The organism is Hansschlegelia sp. (assembly GCF_035538955.1).
Lineage (GTDB): Bacteria > Pseudomonadota > Alphaproteobacteria > Rhizobiales > Methylopilaceae > Methylopila.
Map to the genome: position 1 here is coordinate 538,128 of NZ_DATLJK010000015.1, position 16,598 is coordinate 554,725.

16 protein-coding genes are annotated in these 16,598 nt (G+C 69.8%); 5 read left to right on the top strand and 11 right to left on the bottom strand.

Annotation, left to right across the window (positions count from 1 at the left end; translation table 11 throughout):
* Positions 1-83 precede the first annotated feature (83 nt).
* From VM780_RS14595 to VM780_RS14605, 3 genes are all read right to left on the bottom strand, one after another.
* Positions 84-1,142: an acyltransferase family protein gene (locus tag VM780_RS14595; protein WP_325448563.1), complete on the bottom strand. Its 1,059-nt coding sequence runs from the start codon at positions 1,140-1,142 to the stop codon at positions 84-86.
* 112 nt (positions 1,143-1,254) lie between these two features.
* Positions 1,255-4,608 (bottom strand): calcium-binding protein, encoded by a 3,354-nt coding sequence (locus tag VM780_RS14600; RefSeq protein ID WP_325448565.1) that lies wholly within the window; start codon positions 4,606-4,608, stop codon positions 1,255-1,257.
* Between the two features lie 119 nt (positions 4,609-4,727).
* Positions 4,728-6,017, bottom strand: coding sequence for an MFS transporter (locus tag VM780_RS14605; RefSeq protein WP_325448567.1), 1,290 nt, complete (start codon positions 6,015-6,017; stop codon positions 4,728-4,730).
* Positions 6,018-6,137: 120 nt separating this feature from the next.
* On the opposite strand from VM780_RS14605, the gene VM780_RS14610 reads away from it, so the two are divergent.
* The 3 genes from VM780_RS14610 (at position 6,138) to ada (ending at position 8,643) form a co-directional block, all read left to right on the top strand.
* Positions 6,138-6,749, top strand: coding sequence for a sulfite oxidase-like oxidoreductase (locus VM780_RS14610; RefSeq protein ID WP_325448569.1), 612 nt, complete (start codon positions 6,138-6,140; stop codon positions 6,747-6,749).
* Entirely contained in the window at positions 6,746-7,480 is a 735-nt protein-coding gene (locus VM780_RS14615) for an FAD-binding oxidoreductase (RefSeq protein ID WP_325448571.1), read from the top strand. The genes VM780_RS14610 and VM780_RS14615 overlap by 4 nt, the downstream gene beginning before the upstream one ends.
* A gap of 92 nt (positions 7,481-7,572) precedes the next feature.
* Positions 7,573-8,643, top strand: a complete 1,071-nt coding sequence (ada, locus tag VM780_RS14620) for a bifunctional DNA-binding transcriptional regulator/O6-methylguanine-DNA methyltransferase Ada (protein WP_325448573.1) — start codon at positions 7,573-7,575, stop codon at positions 8,641-8,643.
* Positions 8,644-8,652: 9 nt separating this feature from the next.
* Here the strand turns inward: ada and VM780_RS14625 are convergent, their stop codons facing one another.
* A complete protein-coding gene (locus VM780_RS14625; protein ID WP_325448575.1) occupies positions 8,653-8,820 on the bottom strand; it encodes a hypothetical protein in 168 nt (55 codons plus the stop codon).
* 142 nt (positions 8,821-8,962) lie between these two features.
* Between VM780_RS14625 and VM780_RS14630 the strand changes: the two genes are divergently transcribed.
* A complete protein-coding gene (locus tag VM780_RS14630; RefSeq protein ID WP_325448577.1) occupies positions 8,963-9,796 on the top strand; it encodes a tetratricopeptide repeat protein in 834 nt (277 codons plus the stop codon).
* 6 nt (positions 9,797-9,802) lie between these two features.
* On the opposite strand, the gene VM780_RS14635 is transcribed toward VM780_RS14630, so the two are convergent.
* The 4 genes from VM780_RS14635 to VM780_RS14650 form a co-directional block, all read right to left on the bottom strand.
* Positions 9,803-10,564 (bottom strand): ABC transporter permease, encoded by a 762-nt coding sequence (locus VM780_RS14635; protein WP_325448579.1) that lies wholly within the window; start codon positions 10,562-10,564, stop codon positions 9,803-9,805.
* Positions 10,561-11,484, bottom strand: coding sequence for an ABC transporter ATP-binding protein (locus VM780_RS14640; RefSeq protein WP_325448808.1), 924 nt, complete (start codon positions 11,482-11,484; stop codon positions 10,561-10,563). Before VM780_RS14640 ends, VM780_RS14635 begins: the two co-directional genes overlap by 4 nt.
* A gap of 84 nt (positions 11,485-11,568) precedes the next feature.
* Positions 11,569-11,787, bottom strand: coding sequence for a hypothetical protein (locus tag VM780_RS14645; RefSeq protein ID WP_325448581.1), 219 nt, complete (start codon positions 11,785-11,787; stop codon positions 11,569-11,571).
* 76 nt (positions 11,788-11,863) lie between these two features.
* Positions 11,864-13,237 carry a malonyl-CoA decarboxylase gene (locus VM780_RS14650; RefSeq protein ID WP_325448583.1) on the bottom strand — a complete coding sequence of 458 codons (1,374 nt, stop codon included), beginning with the start codon at positions 13,235-13,237 and terminating at the stop codon, positions 11,864-11,866.
* A gap of 183 nt (positions 13,238-13,420) precedes the next feature.
* On the opposite strand from VM780_RS14650, the gene VM780_RS14655 reads away from it, so the two are divergent.
* On the top strand, positions 13,421-14,569 hold the full coding sequence (locus tag VM780_RS14655) for a 2OG-Fe(II) oxygenase (protein WP_325448585.1): 1,149 nt from the start codon (positions 13,421-13,423) through the stop codon (positions 14,567-14,569).
* Positions 14,570-14,596: 27 nt separating this feature from the next.
* Here the strand turns inward: VM780_RS14655 and VM780_RS14660 are convergent, their stop codons facing one another.
* From VM780_RS14660 to VM780_RS14670, 3 genes are all read right to left on the bottom strand, one after another.
* The gene (locus VM780_RS14660) at positions 14,597-15,040 is read right to left on the bottom strand and encodes a hypothetical protein (RefSeq protein ID WP_325448587.1); all 444 of its coding nucleotides are present in this window, start codon (positions 15,038-15,040) and stop codon (positions 14,597-14,599) included.
* 62 nt (positions 15,041-15,102) lie between these two features.
* On the bottom strand, positions 15,103-15,531 hold the full coding sequence (gene rnhA, locus VM780_RS14665) for a ribonuclease HI (protein ID WP_325448810.1): 429 nt from the start codon (positions 15,529-15,531) through the stop codon (positions 15,103-15,105).
* 74 nt (positions 15,532-15,605) lie between these two features.
* Positions 15,606-16,574, bottom strand: coding sequence for a homoserine kinase (locus VM780_RS14670; protein ID WP_325448589.1), 969 nt, complete (start codon positions 16,572-16,574; stop codon positions 15,606-15,608).
* Positions 16,575-16,598 lie beyond the last annotated feature (24 nt).

The window sequence follows — 16,598 nt, forward strand, 5'->3', positions numbered from 1 at the left end:
TCCGGCCGCGCAGGGCGCGGACGAGAACCTTATACTTATTATGGATCAGCTTCGCTGACCTACAGGTCGGCCGTCGCAGCCGGCTATTCCGCCGGCTGCAGCCGCGCGCCCGGCGCGCCGCGCGGCCGGTCGATGTGGAAGGCGCGCGGCCGGACGAACAGGAACGTGCCCCAGCCGGACCGCATCACGATCCAGTGCAGGGCGAGCGGCGCGACGACGCCGACCGCCGTCACGATGAGCGAGATCCAGCCGATGTCCTGGATGACGCCGGTCTTGAGCAGGACCGCCCGGGTCGCGGCCATCGGCAGGAAGAAGGCGAGGTAGACGACGATCGAGCGCTCGCCCGCATAGCGCAGCGGCTCGGCCCCGGCCGAGCCCGCGATCAGCGCGGCGACGCTGACGATCGCGAGCGCGCCCGCCGTTCCGAGCGCGAGGCTGATCCCCGGGAGGGTCGCGACGCCGCCGAACACCGCCGCGCCGTTGACCAGCGCCCAGACCACGAGGCTAAGCAGGGTGAGCCCGCGATGGTCGCGCGCCCAGTCGGCGATCCTGAAGATCGCGGGCGCCGCGTACCAGCCGAGCATCACGTAGAACAGCCGGGCGCAGAACTCGTCCGGAACCATCCAGCCGGTCTCGACGTGGAGCGACTCGAGCAGCGCCGCGAAGCCGAGCACGAGCGGCCACGGAACGCGCCGGACGAGCTTTGCGAAGACGAAGAAGATCGGCAGCAGATAGATGAACCAGAGCGTGCCGAACGGATCGATCAGCGAGAGCAGGAACTGGTGCACGACCGCGCCCGCGCCTTCGTCCAGCGCGAGACCCGGCCATTTGAACGCGCCCTGGATCACCAGCCAGAGTAGGTAAAAATAGGCGAAGTGCACCACCTTGCGGTCGAGATAGAGCCGCCAGTCGCGGTCGATCACCAGCGCCAGGAACAGCCCCGAGATCATGAAGAAGTCGGGCATGCGGAACGGCCGGGCGAACGAGACCGCGTAGTGCATGAAGCCTTCTGCGCCGGCCGCCTTCTCGACGCCGAGCGTGGAATGCATCATCACCACCATGACGATGCAGATGCCCTTGGCGACGTCGACCCAGTCGACGCGCGGCTTGATCGCGGATGGGTCGCGTGCGCTGGCGGTCATCTTCGCCGACTTTCCCGAGAGTGTCCTGATCACAGGATACGCTCGGAACCATACGCGAAGGTGAAGGCCTGTAGCTAGAAAGCCGGGGTCATCGTTAAGCCGCAGCTAACCTTCAGACGATCGTGAAGTCGTCGGCCGTAATCGACGCGTGGTTGCTCAGGATTGCGAAGCGCACTGCGGCGTAGGTCCCGCCGCTGCCGTCGCGATCGAAGAACAACGAGCCCGACGCCTGATCGTAGATGATGCGGTCATCGGCGTCATGCGCCGCGGTTCCGGCGTAGAACGCGCCCGCCCCAAGCGCGCCGGCCGCAAGCCCCTTGAAGACGCTGTTCTCGAGCCGGATGGCGTCGTCCACCGCCGTGAAGTCGGTGATGGTGTCGACGTTCGAGGCGCCGAGCGCGGTCGCGAAGGAGAAGGTGTCCTGGCCAGCTCCGCCCGTGAGGGTGTCGGCGCCTGTCCAGCCGTCGAGCACGTTGGCCGCCAGGTTGCCGATGATGCCGTTTGCGAGGCTGTTGCCGGTGCCGTTCACGGCGCTGTTCGAGGTCAGAAGAAGCTGCTCGACATACTGGCCAGCAAGCGAGAACGAGACGGACGAATAGACCTGATCAAAGCCCTGGACGTTCGCCTCGATCACCCGGTCGTCGAGCGAGTCGACATTGTAGACGTCGTCGCCGGAGCCGCCCTCCATGGTGTCGGCCCCTCGTCCGCCATCGAGAGTGTTGGCGCCGGAGTTGCCGACGAGCCTGTTGGCGAGGGTGTTGCCGGTCGCAACAGCGTCATCCGCGCCGGTCAGGGTCAGGTTCTCGATATATTGTCCGGCGAGCGAGTATGAGACGCTGCTGAACACCTGATCGAGGCCCTCGCCCTTCGCCTCGACCACGCGATCGCCGGCGTTCTGAACGTAATAGGTGTCGTCGCCCTTGCCGCCCGTCAGCACATTGTCTCCGGAGTTGCCGGTGAGCACGTTGGCGAGCGTGTTGCCGGTCGCGTTGACGCTCGCCGATCCGGTGAGCGTCAGCGCTTCGACATACTGACCCTTCAGGGAATAGGACACCGACGAGAACACGGTGTCGTAGCCGGCCACATTGGCCTCGATCACCCGGTCGCCGGCGTTCTGGACATAATAGGTGTCGCCGCCTGCGCCGCCCTGCATCGTATCGGCGCCCGTGCCGCCGTCGATGATATTGGCGCCGCTGTTGCCGGTGATCAGGTTGTCCAGCGTGTTGCCGGTCGCGTTGATGTCCGCGGCCCCAGTCAGCGTCAGCTTCTCGATGTACTGGCCCGTCAGAGCGAAACTGACGCTGCTGTAGACGAGGTCGGTTCCGGCGCCCTTGGCTTCGATGACCTTGTCGCCGGAATTGTCGACATAATAGACGTCGTTCCCGGTTCCGCCTTCCATGCGGTCCGCGCCGCCGCCGCCGTCGAGCGTGTCGGCGCCGCCGAGGCCGAGCAGCGTGTTCGTCGCGACATTGCCGATGATGCGGTTGTTGAGCGCGTTGCCGGTCCCGTGGATGTTTGCCGCGCCCGTGAGGGTGAGGTTCTCCAGGAAATCGCCAAGCGTCCAGGCGACCGACGACTGGACCAGATCGATCCCGCCCTCGGCGGTCTCGCCCAAGGTCTGGTCGTTCAGGCTGTCGACCACATAGGTGTCGTCGCCGGCGTCGCCATACATGCGGTCGTCGCCGGTCCCGCCATCGAGCGAGTCATCTCCGGTTCCGCCATAGAGATAGTCGGCGCCGCCGGCCGCGAAGATGCTGTCATTGTCCGCGCCGCCGTTGAGATTCGCGTCGGCGACGTCGGAGCCCTGGATGACGTCGTCGCCGTCCTCTCCGGAGGCGTAGTCGCTGTCGCCGGACAGGATGATGAGGTCGTCGTCGGCGCCGCCGGACAGGTAGTCGATGCCGAGGCCGCCGATCAGCGTGTCCTTCCCGGCTTCGCCGTTGACGGTGTCGCCGTCGCCCTCGCCGCCGTCGAGCCTGTCGTCCCCGTCGCCGCCGTTCAGCGTATCGACCAGCGCGCCGCCGGTGACCACGTCGCCGCCGGCGCCTCCGTCGAAGTCGATCCGCTCGATTCCGACGATGCGCGAGCCGTCGGCGAGGAACTGGGTGACCGTGGGATCGGCGATCGAGAAGGTCAGCGCGACGTCGGTCTCACGCGCGAAGTAGAGGATGTCCGTGCCGGCGCCGCCGTCGATCGTGTCGAAGCCGTCGCCGGCGCGGACCGTGATGCGGTCGTCGCCGCCGCCGCCCGAGAGGCTGTCGTCGCCCGTCCCGCCCTCGATGTAGTCGAGCCCGCCGCTGCCGACGATCGTGTCGTTGTCCTCGTCGCCATAGGCGTAGTCGCCGTCGGCGCTCATCTGGATCCGGTCGTTCCCGGTCCCGCCATAGAGATAGTCGTAGCCCGAGGTGCCGATCAGGCTGTCCGCGCCGGCGTCGCCATGGAGATCGTCGTAGTCGCCGCCCGACCCGCCGCCGCTCAGCGTGTCGGCGCCTTCGCCGCCGTGCAGCCGGTCGGTCAGATTGCCGCCGGTGACGCTGTCAGTGCCGGCGCCGCCGGTGAAGGCGATCTGCTCGATGCGGATAATGCGCGTGCCGTCGGCCAGCGTCTGCAGCGTGCTGGGGCTGGCGAGGCTGATCGTCAGGCCCACGAGCGAGGCGGTTCGGTCGAGGCTCAGATAGTCGAGGCCGGCGCCGCCGTCGATGCTGTCATAGCCGTCGTCGTAGCGGACATAGATGTCGTCGTCGTTCGCGCCGGCGTCGATCGTGTCGTTGCCGGCGTCGCCATAGATCTGGTCCTGGCCGCCGCCGCCGAGGATCGAGTCGTTGCCGGTCCCGCCATACAGATAATCGTCGGCGTCGCCGCCGAAGAGCGTGTCCTGGTCGGCGCCGCCGTCGAGCGTCCCATAGATCGCGGATCCGAGCCGCAGAACGTCGTCGCCGGCATTGCCGCGCAGCGCGTCGTTGCCGCCGGAGCCGCCGGACAGGCTGTCGTTCCCGCCGCCGCCGCTGATGTTGTCGCTGTAGGCGCCGCCGACGACGGTGTCGTCGCCGCCGCCGCCGGTGAAGCTCAGAACCTCGACGCGGACGATCGTCGTGCCGTCCGGCAGGATCTGGGTGACCTGCGGGTCGCTGACGTTGAGCGTGATGTCGGCGGTCGTCGCGCTGCTGTCGAGATACAGCCGATCGACGTCGGCGCCGCCGTCGATCACGTCAGCGCCGGTCTCGTAGCCGTAGACCGAAAAGTCGTCCGCGCCGTCGCCGCCCAGCATGGTGTCGGCGCCGTCGCCGCCATAGAGGTCGTCGTCTCCCTGGCCGCCGATCAGCGAGTCGTTGTCATTGCCGCCGGAAAGAATGTCGTCGCCGCCGAGGCCGTTCAGCGTGTCGGCGCCGCCTTGGCCGTAGAGGCTGTCATAGTCGTCGCTGGCGGTCGGGCTGTCGTTTCCTGGCGTCCCCGGGAAATAGACCATGCCTCAACCCCACCCTCACCGAATGATCGCCCGATCATCTTGCCCCCGCGTTGCGGTACTATGCAGGGGACATCGACCGGCCGGCATCCGTAAGACAACGTAGAGCCGGCGGCCGCGCGTCAGCGCGCGGCGGCGCCGGAGCCGCGGCGCACGGCGCCGGTCAGCGCATGGCCGATCAGCGGCGCGCCGGCGAGCGAGAGCGCGCCGACGAGGCCGATCAGCGTAGAGGTCGAGAAGCCGGCCGCCTGGAGCCCGAGCAGCGCGAGCGAGCCCGCGACGATGAAGGCGGCATTCAGCACGTTGTTGGCGGCGATCACGCGGGCGCGGTGGTCCTCTCCGGCCTCGGCCTGCAGGAAGGCGAAGGCCGGCACCACGAACAGCCCGCCGCCCGCCGCGATGCCGAGCAGGTCCGCCACGATGCGTAGGTCGCCGGCTGAGCGCAGGAAGTCGCTCCAGCCGATGGCCGGCGCGGCGGCCGTCATGCCGGCGGTCGCGAAGGCGAGGTCGAGCGCGAACGCCCCGACCAGCGCGCCGCCGACCGGCGTCAGCGCCAGCCGGATGCGTCGCCGGCTAAGGCGGGCCGCGGCGAGCGATCCGATCGCGATGCCGACGGTGAACACGACAAGGAACAGCGTGACGAGGCTCTCGCGGCCGCCGATCGCCTGCTTCACCAGCGGCGGCAGCAGCGACAGCACCACGGCGCCGACGAGCCAGAAGCAGCTGACCGCGATCGCCGCCGTCCAGAGCCGCGGCTGGCGCTTCAGGTCGCGCAGCAGCGCGAAGGTGCTGCGCCAGACATTGGGCTCGATCCTCAGATCCGGCGCGCGCTCGCCGCTCGGCGGAATCTTGGTCGAGAACAGATAAGCGATGACAGAAATTGCGAGCGTCACCGCCGCGATCGCCAGCGGGCTCGCCTCGGCCACCATGATCCCGCCGCCGAGCGTGCCGGCGAGGATCGCCAGGAAGGTCGCGCTCTCGATCAGCGCGTTGCCCGCGACCAGCTCGTCGCGCGCCAGATGGTCCGGCAGGATGCCGTATTTGACGGGGCCGAACAGGGCGGACAGGCAGCCGGTCAGGAACAGCGCGCCGAACAGCAGCACGGTCGAGGGCAGCAGGAAGCCGACGGCCGCGATCGCCGCGACGCCGATCTCGCCGAGCTTGGTGGCGCGGGCCACCCGCGCCTTGTCGTAGCGGTCGGCGAGCTCGCCGCCGAGCGCCGACAGCACGAAGAACGGCAGGATGAACAGGGCGCCGGCGAGCGTCACCAGCAGCGGTCCGTTCGAGCCGCCGAGCCTGAACAGGACCAGGATCGCGAGCGCGTTCTTGATGAAATTGTCGTTGAAAGCGGCAAACAGCTGGCAGGCGAACAGCGGCGCAAAGCGGCGCGAGCGAAGCAAGGTGAGCAGCATGGAGGGTCCCGGCCGGAGCGCAGGCGCATGGTCTCCGGCGCGCGGCCCCCGAGGTCAAGCGCCGCTTGCCTTCGAGCCGGCGCCGGCTAGTCTCGCTGCGGCGCAACGGAGGCGGTGCTGATGGTCACGCGAGGGTTCGGAGGACGACGCGCGCCGGCGGATCTGGCGGCCCGCATCCCGCCCGGCCAGGCGCTGACGACCGATTTTCCGGTGCTGTCCGCCGGGCCGACGCCCCGCGTCAGCCTGGAGGACTGGTCTTTCACCCTCAAGGTCGGGCCGCGGCCGCTGGCGAAGTGGGACTGGAAAGCTTTCAACGCGCTGCCCCGCACCCGCGTCACGCGCGACATCCACTGCGTCACGACCTGGTCCAAGCTCGACACCGACTGGGAGGGCGTCACGGTCGACGACCTGCTGGCCGCCGCGGGCTTCGGCGCGCCGCCGACGCCCTTCGTGCTGGCGCATGGCTTCGACGGCTACTCCACCAACGTGCCGGCGGCCGATCTCGTCGGCGGCAAGGCCATGGTGGCGCTGAGCTATGACGGCGCGCCGATCGCCCCGGACCATGGCGGCCCGGCGCGGCTGCTCGTGCCGCACCTGTATTTCTGGAAGTCGGCCAAGTGGCTGAGTGGGCTGCAGTTCACCGAGACCGACACCGCCGGGTTCTGGGAGCTGCGCGGCTATCACATGTATGGCGATCCGTGGCGCGAGCAGCGCTATCACGACGACCCGTGACGGTCCCGACCGGCTGGCAGACCGCGCGCATCGCGGAGATCGTCTCCCGCACGGTCCGCGTAAAAAGCTTCTTCCTCACGCCCGAGCGGCCATTCGTCTTCAGGGCCGGCCAGCATGTCGACCTGAGGCTCACCGCGCCGGACGGCTATCAGGCGCGCCGCAGCTATTCGATCGCCTCTGCGCCGGACGGGCCGGAGCGGCTCGAGCTCGCGGTCGAGAAGCTCGACGGCGGCGAGGTGTCCTCCTTCCTCCATGAGGTCGCCGAGGTAGGCGACGCGATCGAGCTGCGCGGGCCGATCGGCGGCCATTTTCTCTGGGACATCGCCGACGGCGGACCGCTGCTGCTGGTCGGGGCGGGCTCCGGCGTCGCGCCGCTGATGGCGATGGTCCGCCATCGCGCCGCGCAGGGGGCCCTCACGCCCGCATTGCTGCTGCTCGCGAGCCGCACCTGGGCAGACGCGCTGTTTCGCGACGAGCTGATCGCGCTCGAGGCGCGTGGCGACGGCTTCCGGCTCGTGATCGCGACGAGCCGCGAGCCGCCCCGCCGGCCGGGCGATCAAGGGCGGCGGGTGGACGGTCCGATGATGGCGCAGGCGCTGGTTCTGCTGCCGGCCGCGCCGACGCATGTGTTCGTCTGCGGCTCCAACGCCTTTGTCGAGACCGCCGCGGCTGCGCTGCTCGATGCCGGGATCGCGCCGCCGCTGATCCGCACCGAGCGCTATGGCGGCTGAGAAGTCGGAGTTTGACGGCAAGGACCGGAGCGCGCGCCGGTGTCTGGCGGATAGATCATGGCGCCTTGAAGCCGTTCGAAGAGGAGGCGACCATGGTCATGATGACGATCCGCGCCCTGACTGAGGATGATCCGCGCTGGCTCGCGGTCGCTGCGCGTGACGCCGCGCAGGACGGCGCGTTCGTCTATGCGGTGCGCACCACCGGGATCTACTGCCGGCCGTCCTGCCCGGCGCGGCGCGCCAAGCCCGAAAACGTCAGCTTCTTCGCCGGCCCCGCCGATGCGGAGCGCGCGGGCTTCCGGCCCTGCCGGCGCTGCGCGCCCGAGGCGGAAGGGGCGCGGCGGAAGGCAGCGGCGCTCGTCGCGCGGGCCTGCCGCACGCTGGAGGCCGCCGCCGACGAGCCGCCTGACCTTGCGGCGCTCGCCCGCGCGTCGGGCCTCAGCGCCTCGCGCTTCCACCGGCTGTTCCGGTCCGTCGTCGGCATGACGCCGAAAGCCTATGCGGATGCTCTGAGGGCGGCGCGGTTGCGGGAGGCGCTGGGCGGCGGCGAGGCCTCGGTCACGCAGGCGATCTACCAGGCCGGCTTTGGCTCGAGCGGCCGGTTCTACGAGGCGGCGGACCGGCTGCTCGGCATGACGCCGTCGCAGTATCGCGCGGGCGGCGAGGGGGCCGGCATCCGCTACGCGGTCGCGAAATGCTCGCTCGGCCTCGTGCTCGCGGCGCAGAGCGCGCGGGGCGTCTGCGCGATCCTGCTGGGCGACGCGACCGATCAGCTCGTGGCCGAGCTCCGCCGGCGCTTTCCCAGCGCCGATGTGACCGAGGCCGGGGACGCCTTCGCGGCGGCGATGGGCCGGATCGTGTCGCTCGTCGAACAACCCTCGGCCGGGCTTGACCTGCCGCTCGACATCCGCGGCACCGCGTTCCAGCAACGGGTCTGGGCCGCGCTCGCCGCCATCCCTCCGGGGGAGACCGTCAGCTACGCCGAGCTTGCCCGTCGGATGGGCGCGCCCAAGGCGGTGCGGGCGGTCGCCGGCGCCTGCGCGGCGAACGCGCTGGCCGTCGCGATCCCCTGCCACCGGGTGGTGCGGAGCGACGGCGGGCTTTCGGGCTACCGCTGGGGGCCGGGGCGAAAGCGCGCGCTCCTCGAACGGGAGCGCGGCTGAGGCGCGCGCTCAGCGGTTGAGGTAGAGCAGCACCAGCATCGAATAGACCATCCCGGCGCCGCCGAAGAACCAGCCGACATGGACCTGCGGCGTGGTGGTGGACAGGATGAAGGCGGTCGTGAACAGGATCCCCATCAGGACGAGCGCCGCCAGAAGTTGGAGCGCGGTTCGGATCATTGGCGGCATCTGTGGGAGCATCCGGAAGGTCGCGCGCGAGAATGGCGCCGCCGAGCGCCCTTGGCCATATCCGGATCGGGCTAGCGACGGCGACCGCGCGTCGCGCTAGCATGGCCGGCGTCTGTTTCCCCCGGGAGCGCTCGTGTTCCGGATCCTGATCCTCGTCGGCCTGATCATCGCAGCCCTCGGCCTGACCGATTCGCGCCAGCGGATCGGCCGCGCTTTGTTCGACGCCGGCCTGCCGCGCGTCGCCGCCGTCGTGCTGGGCGGACCTGTCTGGCAGGGCGCGGCGCTCTATCAGCACGGCCGCTACGCCGAAGCGGCCGACGCGTTCCGGCAGGCGTCCTTCCCAGGACAGGCCTACGATCTCGGGACGGCGCTCGCCCGCGCCGGGCGCCTGAAGGAAGCCGTCGAGGCGTTCGACGAGGCGCTGAACCGCGACCCGAACGACGAGGACGCCCGCTACAATCTCGCGCTGGTCGAATCACTGATCCGCGCAAAGCGCGGCGACGGCCCGGACGCCCATAATGGCGCCCAGGCTACGGCGACCCAGAACAAGCGGGGCGGGGACGCGGCGGCGGAGGCGGAGAACGACGTCGAGTCCGAAGGCCAGGGCGCGGCCGGCGACCGCGATTCCGGCAAGCAGGCCGAGGGCGCCGGCGCCAGCAAGGCGCTGCGCGTCAGCCGCGCCGATCAGGGTCGTAAATCGGAGGCCGGCAAGGCGAGCGGCTCGATCGGCTCGGCCCAGGGGGCGGGGCGCACCGGCGACGCCTTCATGAACGTCGCGCGCCAGACGCCGGACCAGCCGGCGCTGCACAGCGACAGCATCATGTACAAGACCATCTATGCCTCGCGGCAGTGGCTCGAGACCCTGCCGGACGACCCGGGCGTCTTCATCCGCCAGCGTTTCGCGCAGGAGCGCGAGACCCGCCGCGAGCAGGGTCGCGCCGCGCCCGAGATGACCGACCCCTGGTGAAGCCGGTCAGGCCTTCAGGCGGTAGCCGGTCTTGAAAATCCAGCGCACCGCCAGCAGGCAGGCGAGCAGGAACGCCAGCGTCATCCCGAGGCTGAGTTCGACGCCGAGGTCGGAGCGGCCGTAGAAGCTCCAGCGGAAGCCGCTGACCAGATAGACCACCGGGTTGAACAGCGTGACGCCGCGCCAGAACGGCGGCAGCATGTCGATCGAGTAGAAGCTGCCGCCCAGGAAGGTGAGCGGGGTCACGATCAGCAGCGGCACCAGCTGGAGCTTCTCGAAGCCGTCCGCCCAGATGCCGATGATGAAGCCGAACAGGCTGAAGGTCACGGCGGTGAGGATCAGGAACGAGATCATCCAGAACGGGTGCTGGATCTGCAGCGGCACGAACAGCGACGCGGTGGCGAGGATGATCAGGCCAAGCAGGATCGACTTGCTGGCCGCGGCCCCGACATAGGCGATGACGATCTCGACATAGGACACCGGCGCCGACAGGACCTCGTAGATCGTGCCGGCGAAACGCGGGAAATAGATGCCGAAGGCGGCGTTGGAGACGCTCTGGGTCAGCAGCGAGAGCATGATCAGGCCGGGCACGATGAAGGCGCCGTACGGCACGCCGTCGACCTGCTGGATGCGTGAGCCGATCGCGGCCCCGAACACGACGAAATAGAGCGAGGTCGACAGCACCGGCGACACGATGCTCTGCAGCAGCGTGCGCCAGGCGCGCGCCATTTCGAACAGATAAATCGCCCGGATCGCGCGCAGGTTCATCGCCGCGCCCTCACAAGTCCGACGAAAATCTCTTCGAGCGAGCTCTGCCGCGTCTGCAGGTCCTTGAAGCGGATGCCGGCGGCGGCGAGGTCGGTCAGCAGGCCCGTGATGCCGGTGCGCTCCGCGTGGGTGTCATAGGTGTAGACCAGCGAGCAGCCCTCGTCGGCGAGTTCGAGATTGTGGCCCGCGAGCTCCGGCGGCACGCGCTGCAGCGGCTCGGACAGGTTGAGGGTCAGCTGCTTGCGGCCGAGCTTCGACATTAGCACGGCCTTGTCCTCGGTCAGGATGATCTCGCCATTGCTGATGACGCCGATCCGGTCGGCCATCTCCTCGGCTTCCTCGATGTAGTGGGTCGTCAGGATGATGGTGACGCCGGTCTCGCGCAGCGCCCGCACCAGCGCCCACATGTCGCGCCTGAGTTCGACGTCGACGCCGGCGGTCGGTTCGTCGAGGAACAGCACGCGCGGCTCGTGGGCGAGCGCCTTGGCGATCAGCACGCGCCGCTTCATGCCGCCCGACAGCGTCAGGATCTTCGAGTCGCGCTTCTCCCACAGCGACAGGTCGCGCAGGATCTTCTCGACATAAGCCGGGTTCTTCGGCTTGCCGAACAGGCCGCGGCTGAAGTTCACGGTCGCCCAGACGGTCTCGAAATGATCCGTCGTCAGCTCCTGCGGCACGAGCCCGATGGCGGAGCGCGCGGCGCGGAAGTCCGCGACGATGTCATGGCCGTCGACCACGACCGTGCCGGAGCTGGCGTTGACGATGCCGCAGACGATGCTGATCAGCGTCGTCTTGCCGGCGCCGTTCGGGCCGAGCAGCGCGAAGATCTCGCCGCGCTCGATGGCGAGGTTGACGCTCTTCAGCGCCTCGAACCCCGAGGCGTAGGTCTTGGAAAGATTGGAGATCGAAATGACCGGCATGGCGCGCAGATAGACGCGCGCCGCCGCTTCGTCCATGGGCGCTGCGCGCGGATGGCCGCTTGCGTTGACGCACTCCCGGCCGGATCAGGCCTCGTCTTCGTCCGGCCGCAGCAGCTCCGCCAGCGCCGCGACCCGCGCAGTCGGCAGGGGACGGCCCTCGTTCAGCAGCGCTTCGTCCGCATTGAGCCACGCCCAGGCCTCGGCGAGCTCCTGCGGCGTCGCATCGGTGGCGACGATCTCGGCGACCAGCGTGTCGTCGGCCGGGCCGATCACGCCGATCACGTCCTCACGCGTCATGGTCATGATGCCTCCTCGCCTGCGATTGCGCGCCGTTGGCGCGCTTACGCGATCTGGGCGCCGTCCGCGGCGTCCGCAACCTTCATTTGGCCGGAAGCTCCGCCGGCTTCGCGTCGGCGGCGCGGGCGCGACGGGCGAGCCGCCGCACCGAGGACGAGGCCGCGACCTCGCCGCGGTCGAAGAAGGCCTCGTGGTTGGTCTCGATGTCGTCGAGCTCGTAGAGGTAGTTGACCATCATGCCATGCGCCTGCCGCATCGCCCGCGGCGAGCGGTCCGCGAGGAAATTGACGCGTTCGAGCCGCGCGCCGTTGCCGAGATGGAAGCGCGCGACCGGGTCTACGGGGGCGCCGCGGCTGGTGCGGGCGTTCACCAGATACCAGGCGCAGGCGCGGGTCAGCGCCGGCCTGACCGTCTCGACGGCCTCGGCGTCGTCCATCCAGCCGCGGTCATCGAGGACGGCGAGCGCCGCGCGGTCCTCGGCGCTAAGCGCCTCGGAGTCCGGCGCCTCCCGCTCGCGCGCGAGCCAGGCGGCGAAGCCCGGAACCGGCGACAGCGTCACGAAGGTCGCGAGCTCCGGCAGATCGCGGCGGAGATCCTCGACCACCTGCTTGATCAGGAAATTGCCGAAGGAGACGCCGCGCAGCCCCTCCTGGCAGTTCGAGATCGAATAGAACACCGCGGCGCTCGCCTGCTCGGCCGCGATCGGCGCGCGGTCCGGCGCCAGCACCTCCGCGACGGTCGCGGGCATGTCAGTCGTCAGCGCGACCTCCACGAAGATCAGCGGCTCATCGACCAGCCGCGGGTGGAAAAAGGCGAAGCAGCGCCGGTCCGGCGGCTCCAGCCGGCGCCGCAGCTCCTCCCAGTCGCGGATCTCGTGCACCGCCTCGTAGCGGATGATCTTCTCCAGCACATTGGCCGGCGTCGCCCAGTCGATCGGCTTCAGAACCAGGAAGCCGCGGTTGAACCACGAGCCGAACAGATGCGCGAAATCGTCGTCCACGACTGCAAGGCCGGGGTCGTCCGCCTTCAGGGCGATCAGCGCCTCGCGCATGCGCACCAGCGCCGCCATGCCGTCGGGCGCCGAATTGAGCCGCCGGATCAGCTCCTGGCGGCGCGGCTCGGACGCCTCGTGCAGCCGCTGCGCGGCCTTCGGGGTCGGCGCGCCCCGATAAGCCTCGACCGCCGCGTCGAGCTTCGCGCGGTCCGGGCCGAACGACTCCAGCAGCATCGTCATGAAGGCCCTGCGGTCGGCCTCCGACAGCGCCGCCCAGCGTTCGAGAATCTCCTGCGACAGCGCGAGGCTCGAGGCTTCGCCGCGGCTTGCGATCAGCCGCTCGCAGAGCGCCGCCAGCGCGCCGTTCCGGCCGTCATCTGGCCCGCCGCCGCGCGCCAGCAGCCGCCGGCCCCGCTCAGCGATGGTCTGCAGCAGATCGCCCAGAAAGCTCGCTTCGCTCACGTGTGATCCCCCCGGCTGCGCGCGTCCGCACCGGCATATGGCGGCGGCAGTCCACGGCCGAAAGGCGCCCGGCCGAAACTCGCCGGCCTTCGCGTAAGGGTGAACCCGGACTTTCGCACCCGCGCGATCGGCCACATCCTGCGACGGACCCGCCGGCGCCGGACCGGCCGCCGAGACCCGCCGATGTCCGAACCGCGCTCCTTCGTGCAGCTGTCGCGGGGCGACCCCGCCCCCTGGTTCTCGCAGCGCGCCACCGGCAATCCGCGCTATGCCTTCGACACCGCCGCCGGGCGCTATCTGGTGATGTGCTTCTACGCCACGCTCGCCGACCCGCAGTCGGCCGCCGCGATCGAGGCCGTCGAGGCGAACCGCGCGCTGTTCGACGACGTCCGCGCCTGCTTCTTCGGCGTGAGCCTCGACCCGCGCGACGAGTCCGAGGGCCGCGCCCGCATGCTGCTGCCGGGCCTGCGTCACTTCTTCGACGTCGACGGCGCGGTGAGCCGGCTCTACGGCGCGATCCCGCGCGAGGCGCGGCCGCGCGAAGAGCCCGTCGAGGCGCGCCGCTTCTGGCTGGTGCTCGACCCGACGATGCGCGTCATCGCCAGCATCCCGTTCGCGCCCGACGGTTCCGACAGGACCCGCCTGTTCGACCTCGTCGCCGCCCTGCCGGAGCCGGCGCGCCACGCCGGCGTCGAGCTGCAGGCGCCGGTGCTGTTTTTGCCGAATGTTTTCGAGCCGGAGCTCTGCGGCCGCCTGATCGAAAACTACGAGGCCCGCGGCGGTCAGGAATCCGGCTTCATGCGGCAGATCGACGGCCGCACCGTTCCGATGCACGACGCCTCGCACAAGCGCCGCAAGGACGCCGAGATCGACGATCCGGAGCTGGTCCGGATGATCCAGCAGCGCATCCGCCGCCGCGTGGCGCCGGAAATCCTCAAGGCGCACTGCTTCGTGGCGAACCGCATGGAGCGCTACATCGTCGGCTGCTATTCGGCCGAGGACGGCGGCCATTTTCGCGCCCACCGCGACAACACCACTTCGGGCACCGCGCACCGCCGCTTCGCGGTGTCGGTCAACCTCAATTCCGATTTCGAAGGCGGAGAGCTGAGCTTTCCGGAATTCGGCCCGCGCAGCTTCAAGCCGCCGGCCGGCGGCGCGGTGGTGTTCTCGTGCTCCTATCTGCACGCCGTCTCGCGGGTGACGCGCGGCGTGCGCTACGCCTTCCTGCCGTTCCTCTACGACGACGCGGCCGCCAAGATCCGCGAGCAGAACCGCGCGACGCTGGCGACGGAGGAGGCTCCCGCCGCGGAAGGCGCGCGCGGCGCCGCCTGACCGCTAGGATGGGCGGCGGGGGCGTTCCTATTCAGCGACGAGCAAGCCCGACTTGCAGCCCACGGCGATGCACCCGCCGCCGCGCCGGTCGAACAAGGTCCACTCCGGATCGCCCTCGGCCGTCATGAAGGACGCCACGTGCAGATCGCCTTCGAGCGAGAGCAGGAGTTCGGGCAGGCGACCGAATATGGAGACGTCCGTGACGCGGCGCCCGACGAGGCGGGCGAAGATCGACGGCCACAGCGCCTCGTTGCTCCAGCTGCCGCACGCGATGGACCGGCCGTCCTCGATCCGCCAGCTCCACTGGATCATCAGCCCGAGTTCGCCGTCAGGATTGCCAGGACGTCCGTCCCGCCGCGTCGTAGGCGTCAGCGAGCCGAATTCAAGGAACAGCGCAGAGCCATAGCCGCGCCAGACGTGCGAGACCTCGAGCCCGCGCGCCGCCGCGCGGAAATGTGCGATCCAGTCCATTCGCTGATGATGAAGGAGCGCGCGGGTCCTGCAAGCGCAGCCGCCTGGCCTCCCGCCCCGCGCTAGCGCTTCTTCTTGAAGGGCGCCATGCCGGCGCGGGCGAGTTCGTCGGCGCGCTCGTTTTCGGGGTGGCCGGCGTGGCCCTTCACCCAGCGCCATTCGATGCGGTGGGTCTTGAGCGCCGCGTCGAGGCGCATCCACAGGTCCTGGTTCTTGACCGGCTTCTTGTCGGCGGTCTTCCAGCCGTTGCGCTTCCAGCCGGCGATCCATTTGGTGACGCCGTCGCGCAGATACTGGCTGTCGGTGTGAACCGCGACCGTGCAGGGCCGCGTCAGCGTCTCGAGCGCCGTGATGGCGGCGAGAAGCTCCATCCGGTTGTTGGTGGTGAGCGCTTCGCCGCCCGAAATCTCCTTCTCGGCCGCGCCGAAGCGCAGGATCGCGCCCCAGCCGCCGGGGCCGGGATTTCCCGAGCAGGCGCCGTCGGTGAAGATCTCGACCGCGCCCGGCGTGACCGGCGCGCCTTCCGGCGCCGAGAGCGGAGCGTCGGGCGTCGCGGCCGGCGCGCTCACGGCCGCCACCCGAAGGCGGAGGCGTCCGCCGCGCTCTGATGGAAGCGCAGCTTTTTCAGATATTCGAGCGGGTCGAGCTTCTTGACCAGCGCGCCCGGCGGCGTGTCAAGCCAGTCGACCAGCCGCGTCAGCAGGAAGCGGATCGCGGCCCCGCGCGCGAGCGTCGGCAGCGCCGCGATCTCCTGCGGCAGGAACGGCCGCGCCGCGTGATAGGCCGACAGCAGCGCCTGCCCCTTGGTGACGTTGAACGACTGGTCGGCCTCGAAGCACCAGGCGTTGAGGCAGATCGCGACGTCATAGGCGAAGGCGTCGTCGCAGGCGAAGTAGAAGTCGATCAGGCCCGAAAGCTCGTCGCCGAGGAAGAACACGTTGTTCGGAAACAGGTCGGCGTGGATCACGCCCTGCGGCAGGTCGAGCGCCGCGAAGGCGGGTTCGAGGAAATCGAGCTCCGCGGCGATCGCCTCGTCGAGCTCGGGCGCGACCGCGTGGCTGCGGCCGCGCGCCGCCTCCGCCATCGGCCGCCAGCCTCCGACCGAAAGCGCGTTCGGCCGCCTCAGCGGAAAGCCGCGGCCGGCCTCGTGCAGCCGGGCGAGCGCGGTCCCCAGCGCCGCGCAGTGCCGCGCCGTCGGCCGGCGGACCGAGACGCCCTCCAGGAAGGTGACGAGCGCGGCGGGCCGGCCGCACAGCTCACGCAGCGCCTGGCCGTCGCGCGCCGCTACCGGCTGCGGGCAGGTCAGGCCGTTCGCCGACAGATGCTCCAGCAGGCCGAGGAAGAACGGCAGGTCGTCGCGGTTCACCCGCTTCTCATAGAGCGTCAGGATGAAGCGGCCGCGCGTGGCGTCGAGCAGATAGTTGGAGTTCTCGACGCCCTCCGCGATGCCCTTGAAGGAGAGCACGTCGCCGATGTCGTAGGCGCGCAGGAAGGCCGCGAGCTCGTCATAGGGAACTTCGGTGTAGACGGCCATGCGGGACTCGGGAGCGCGCGGAGA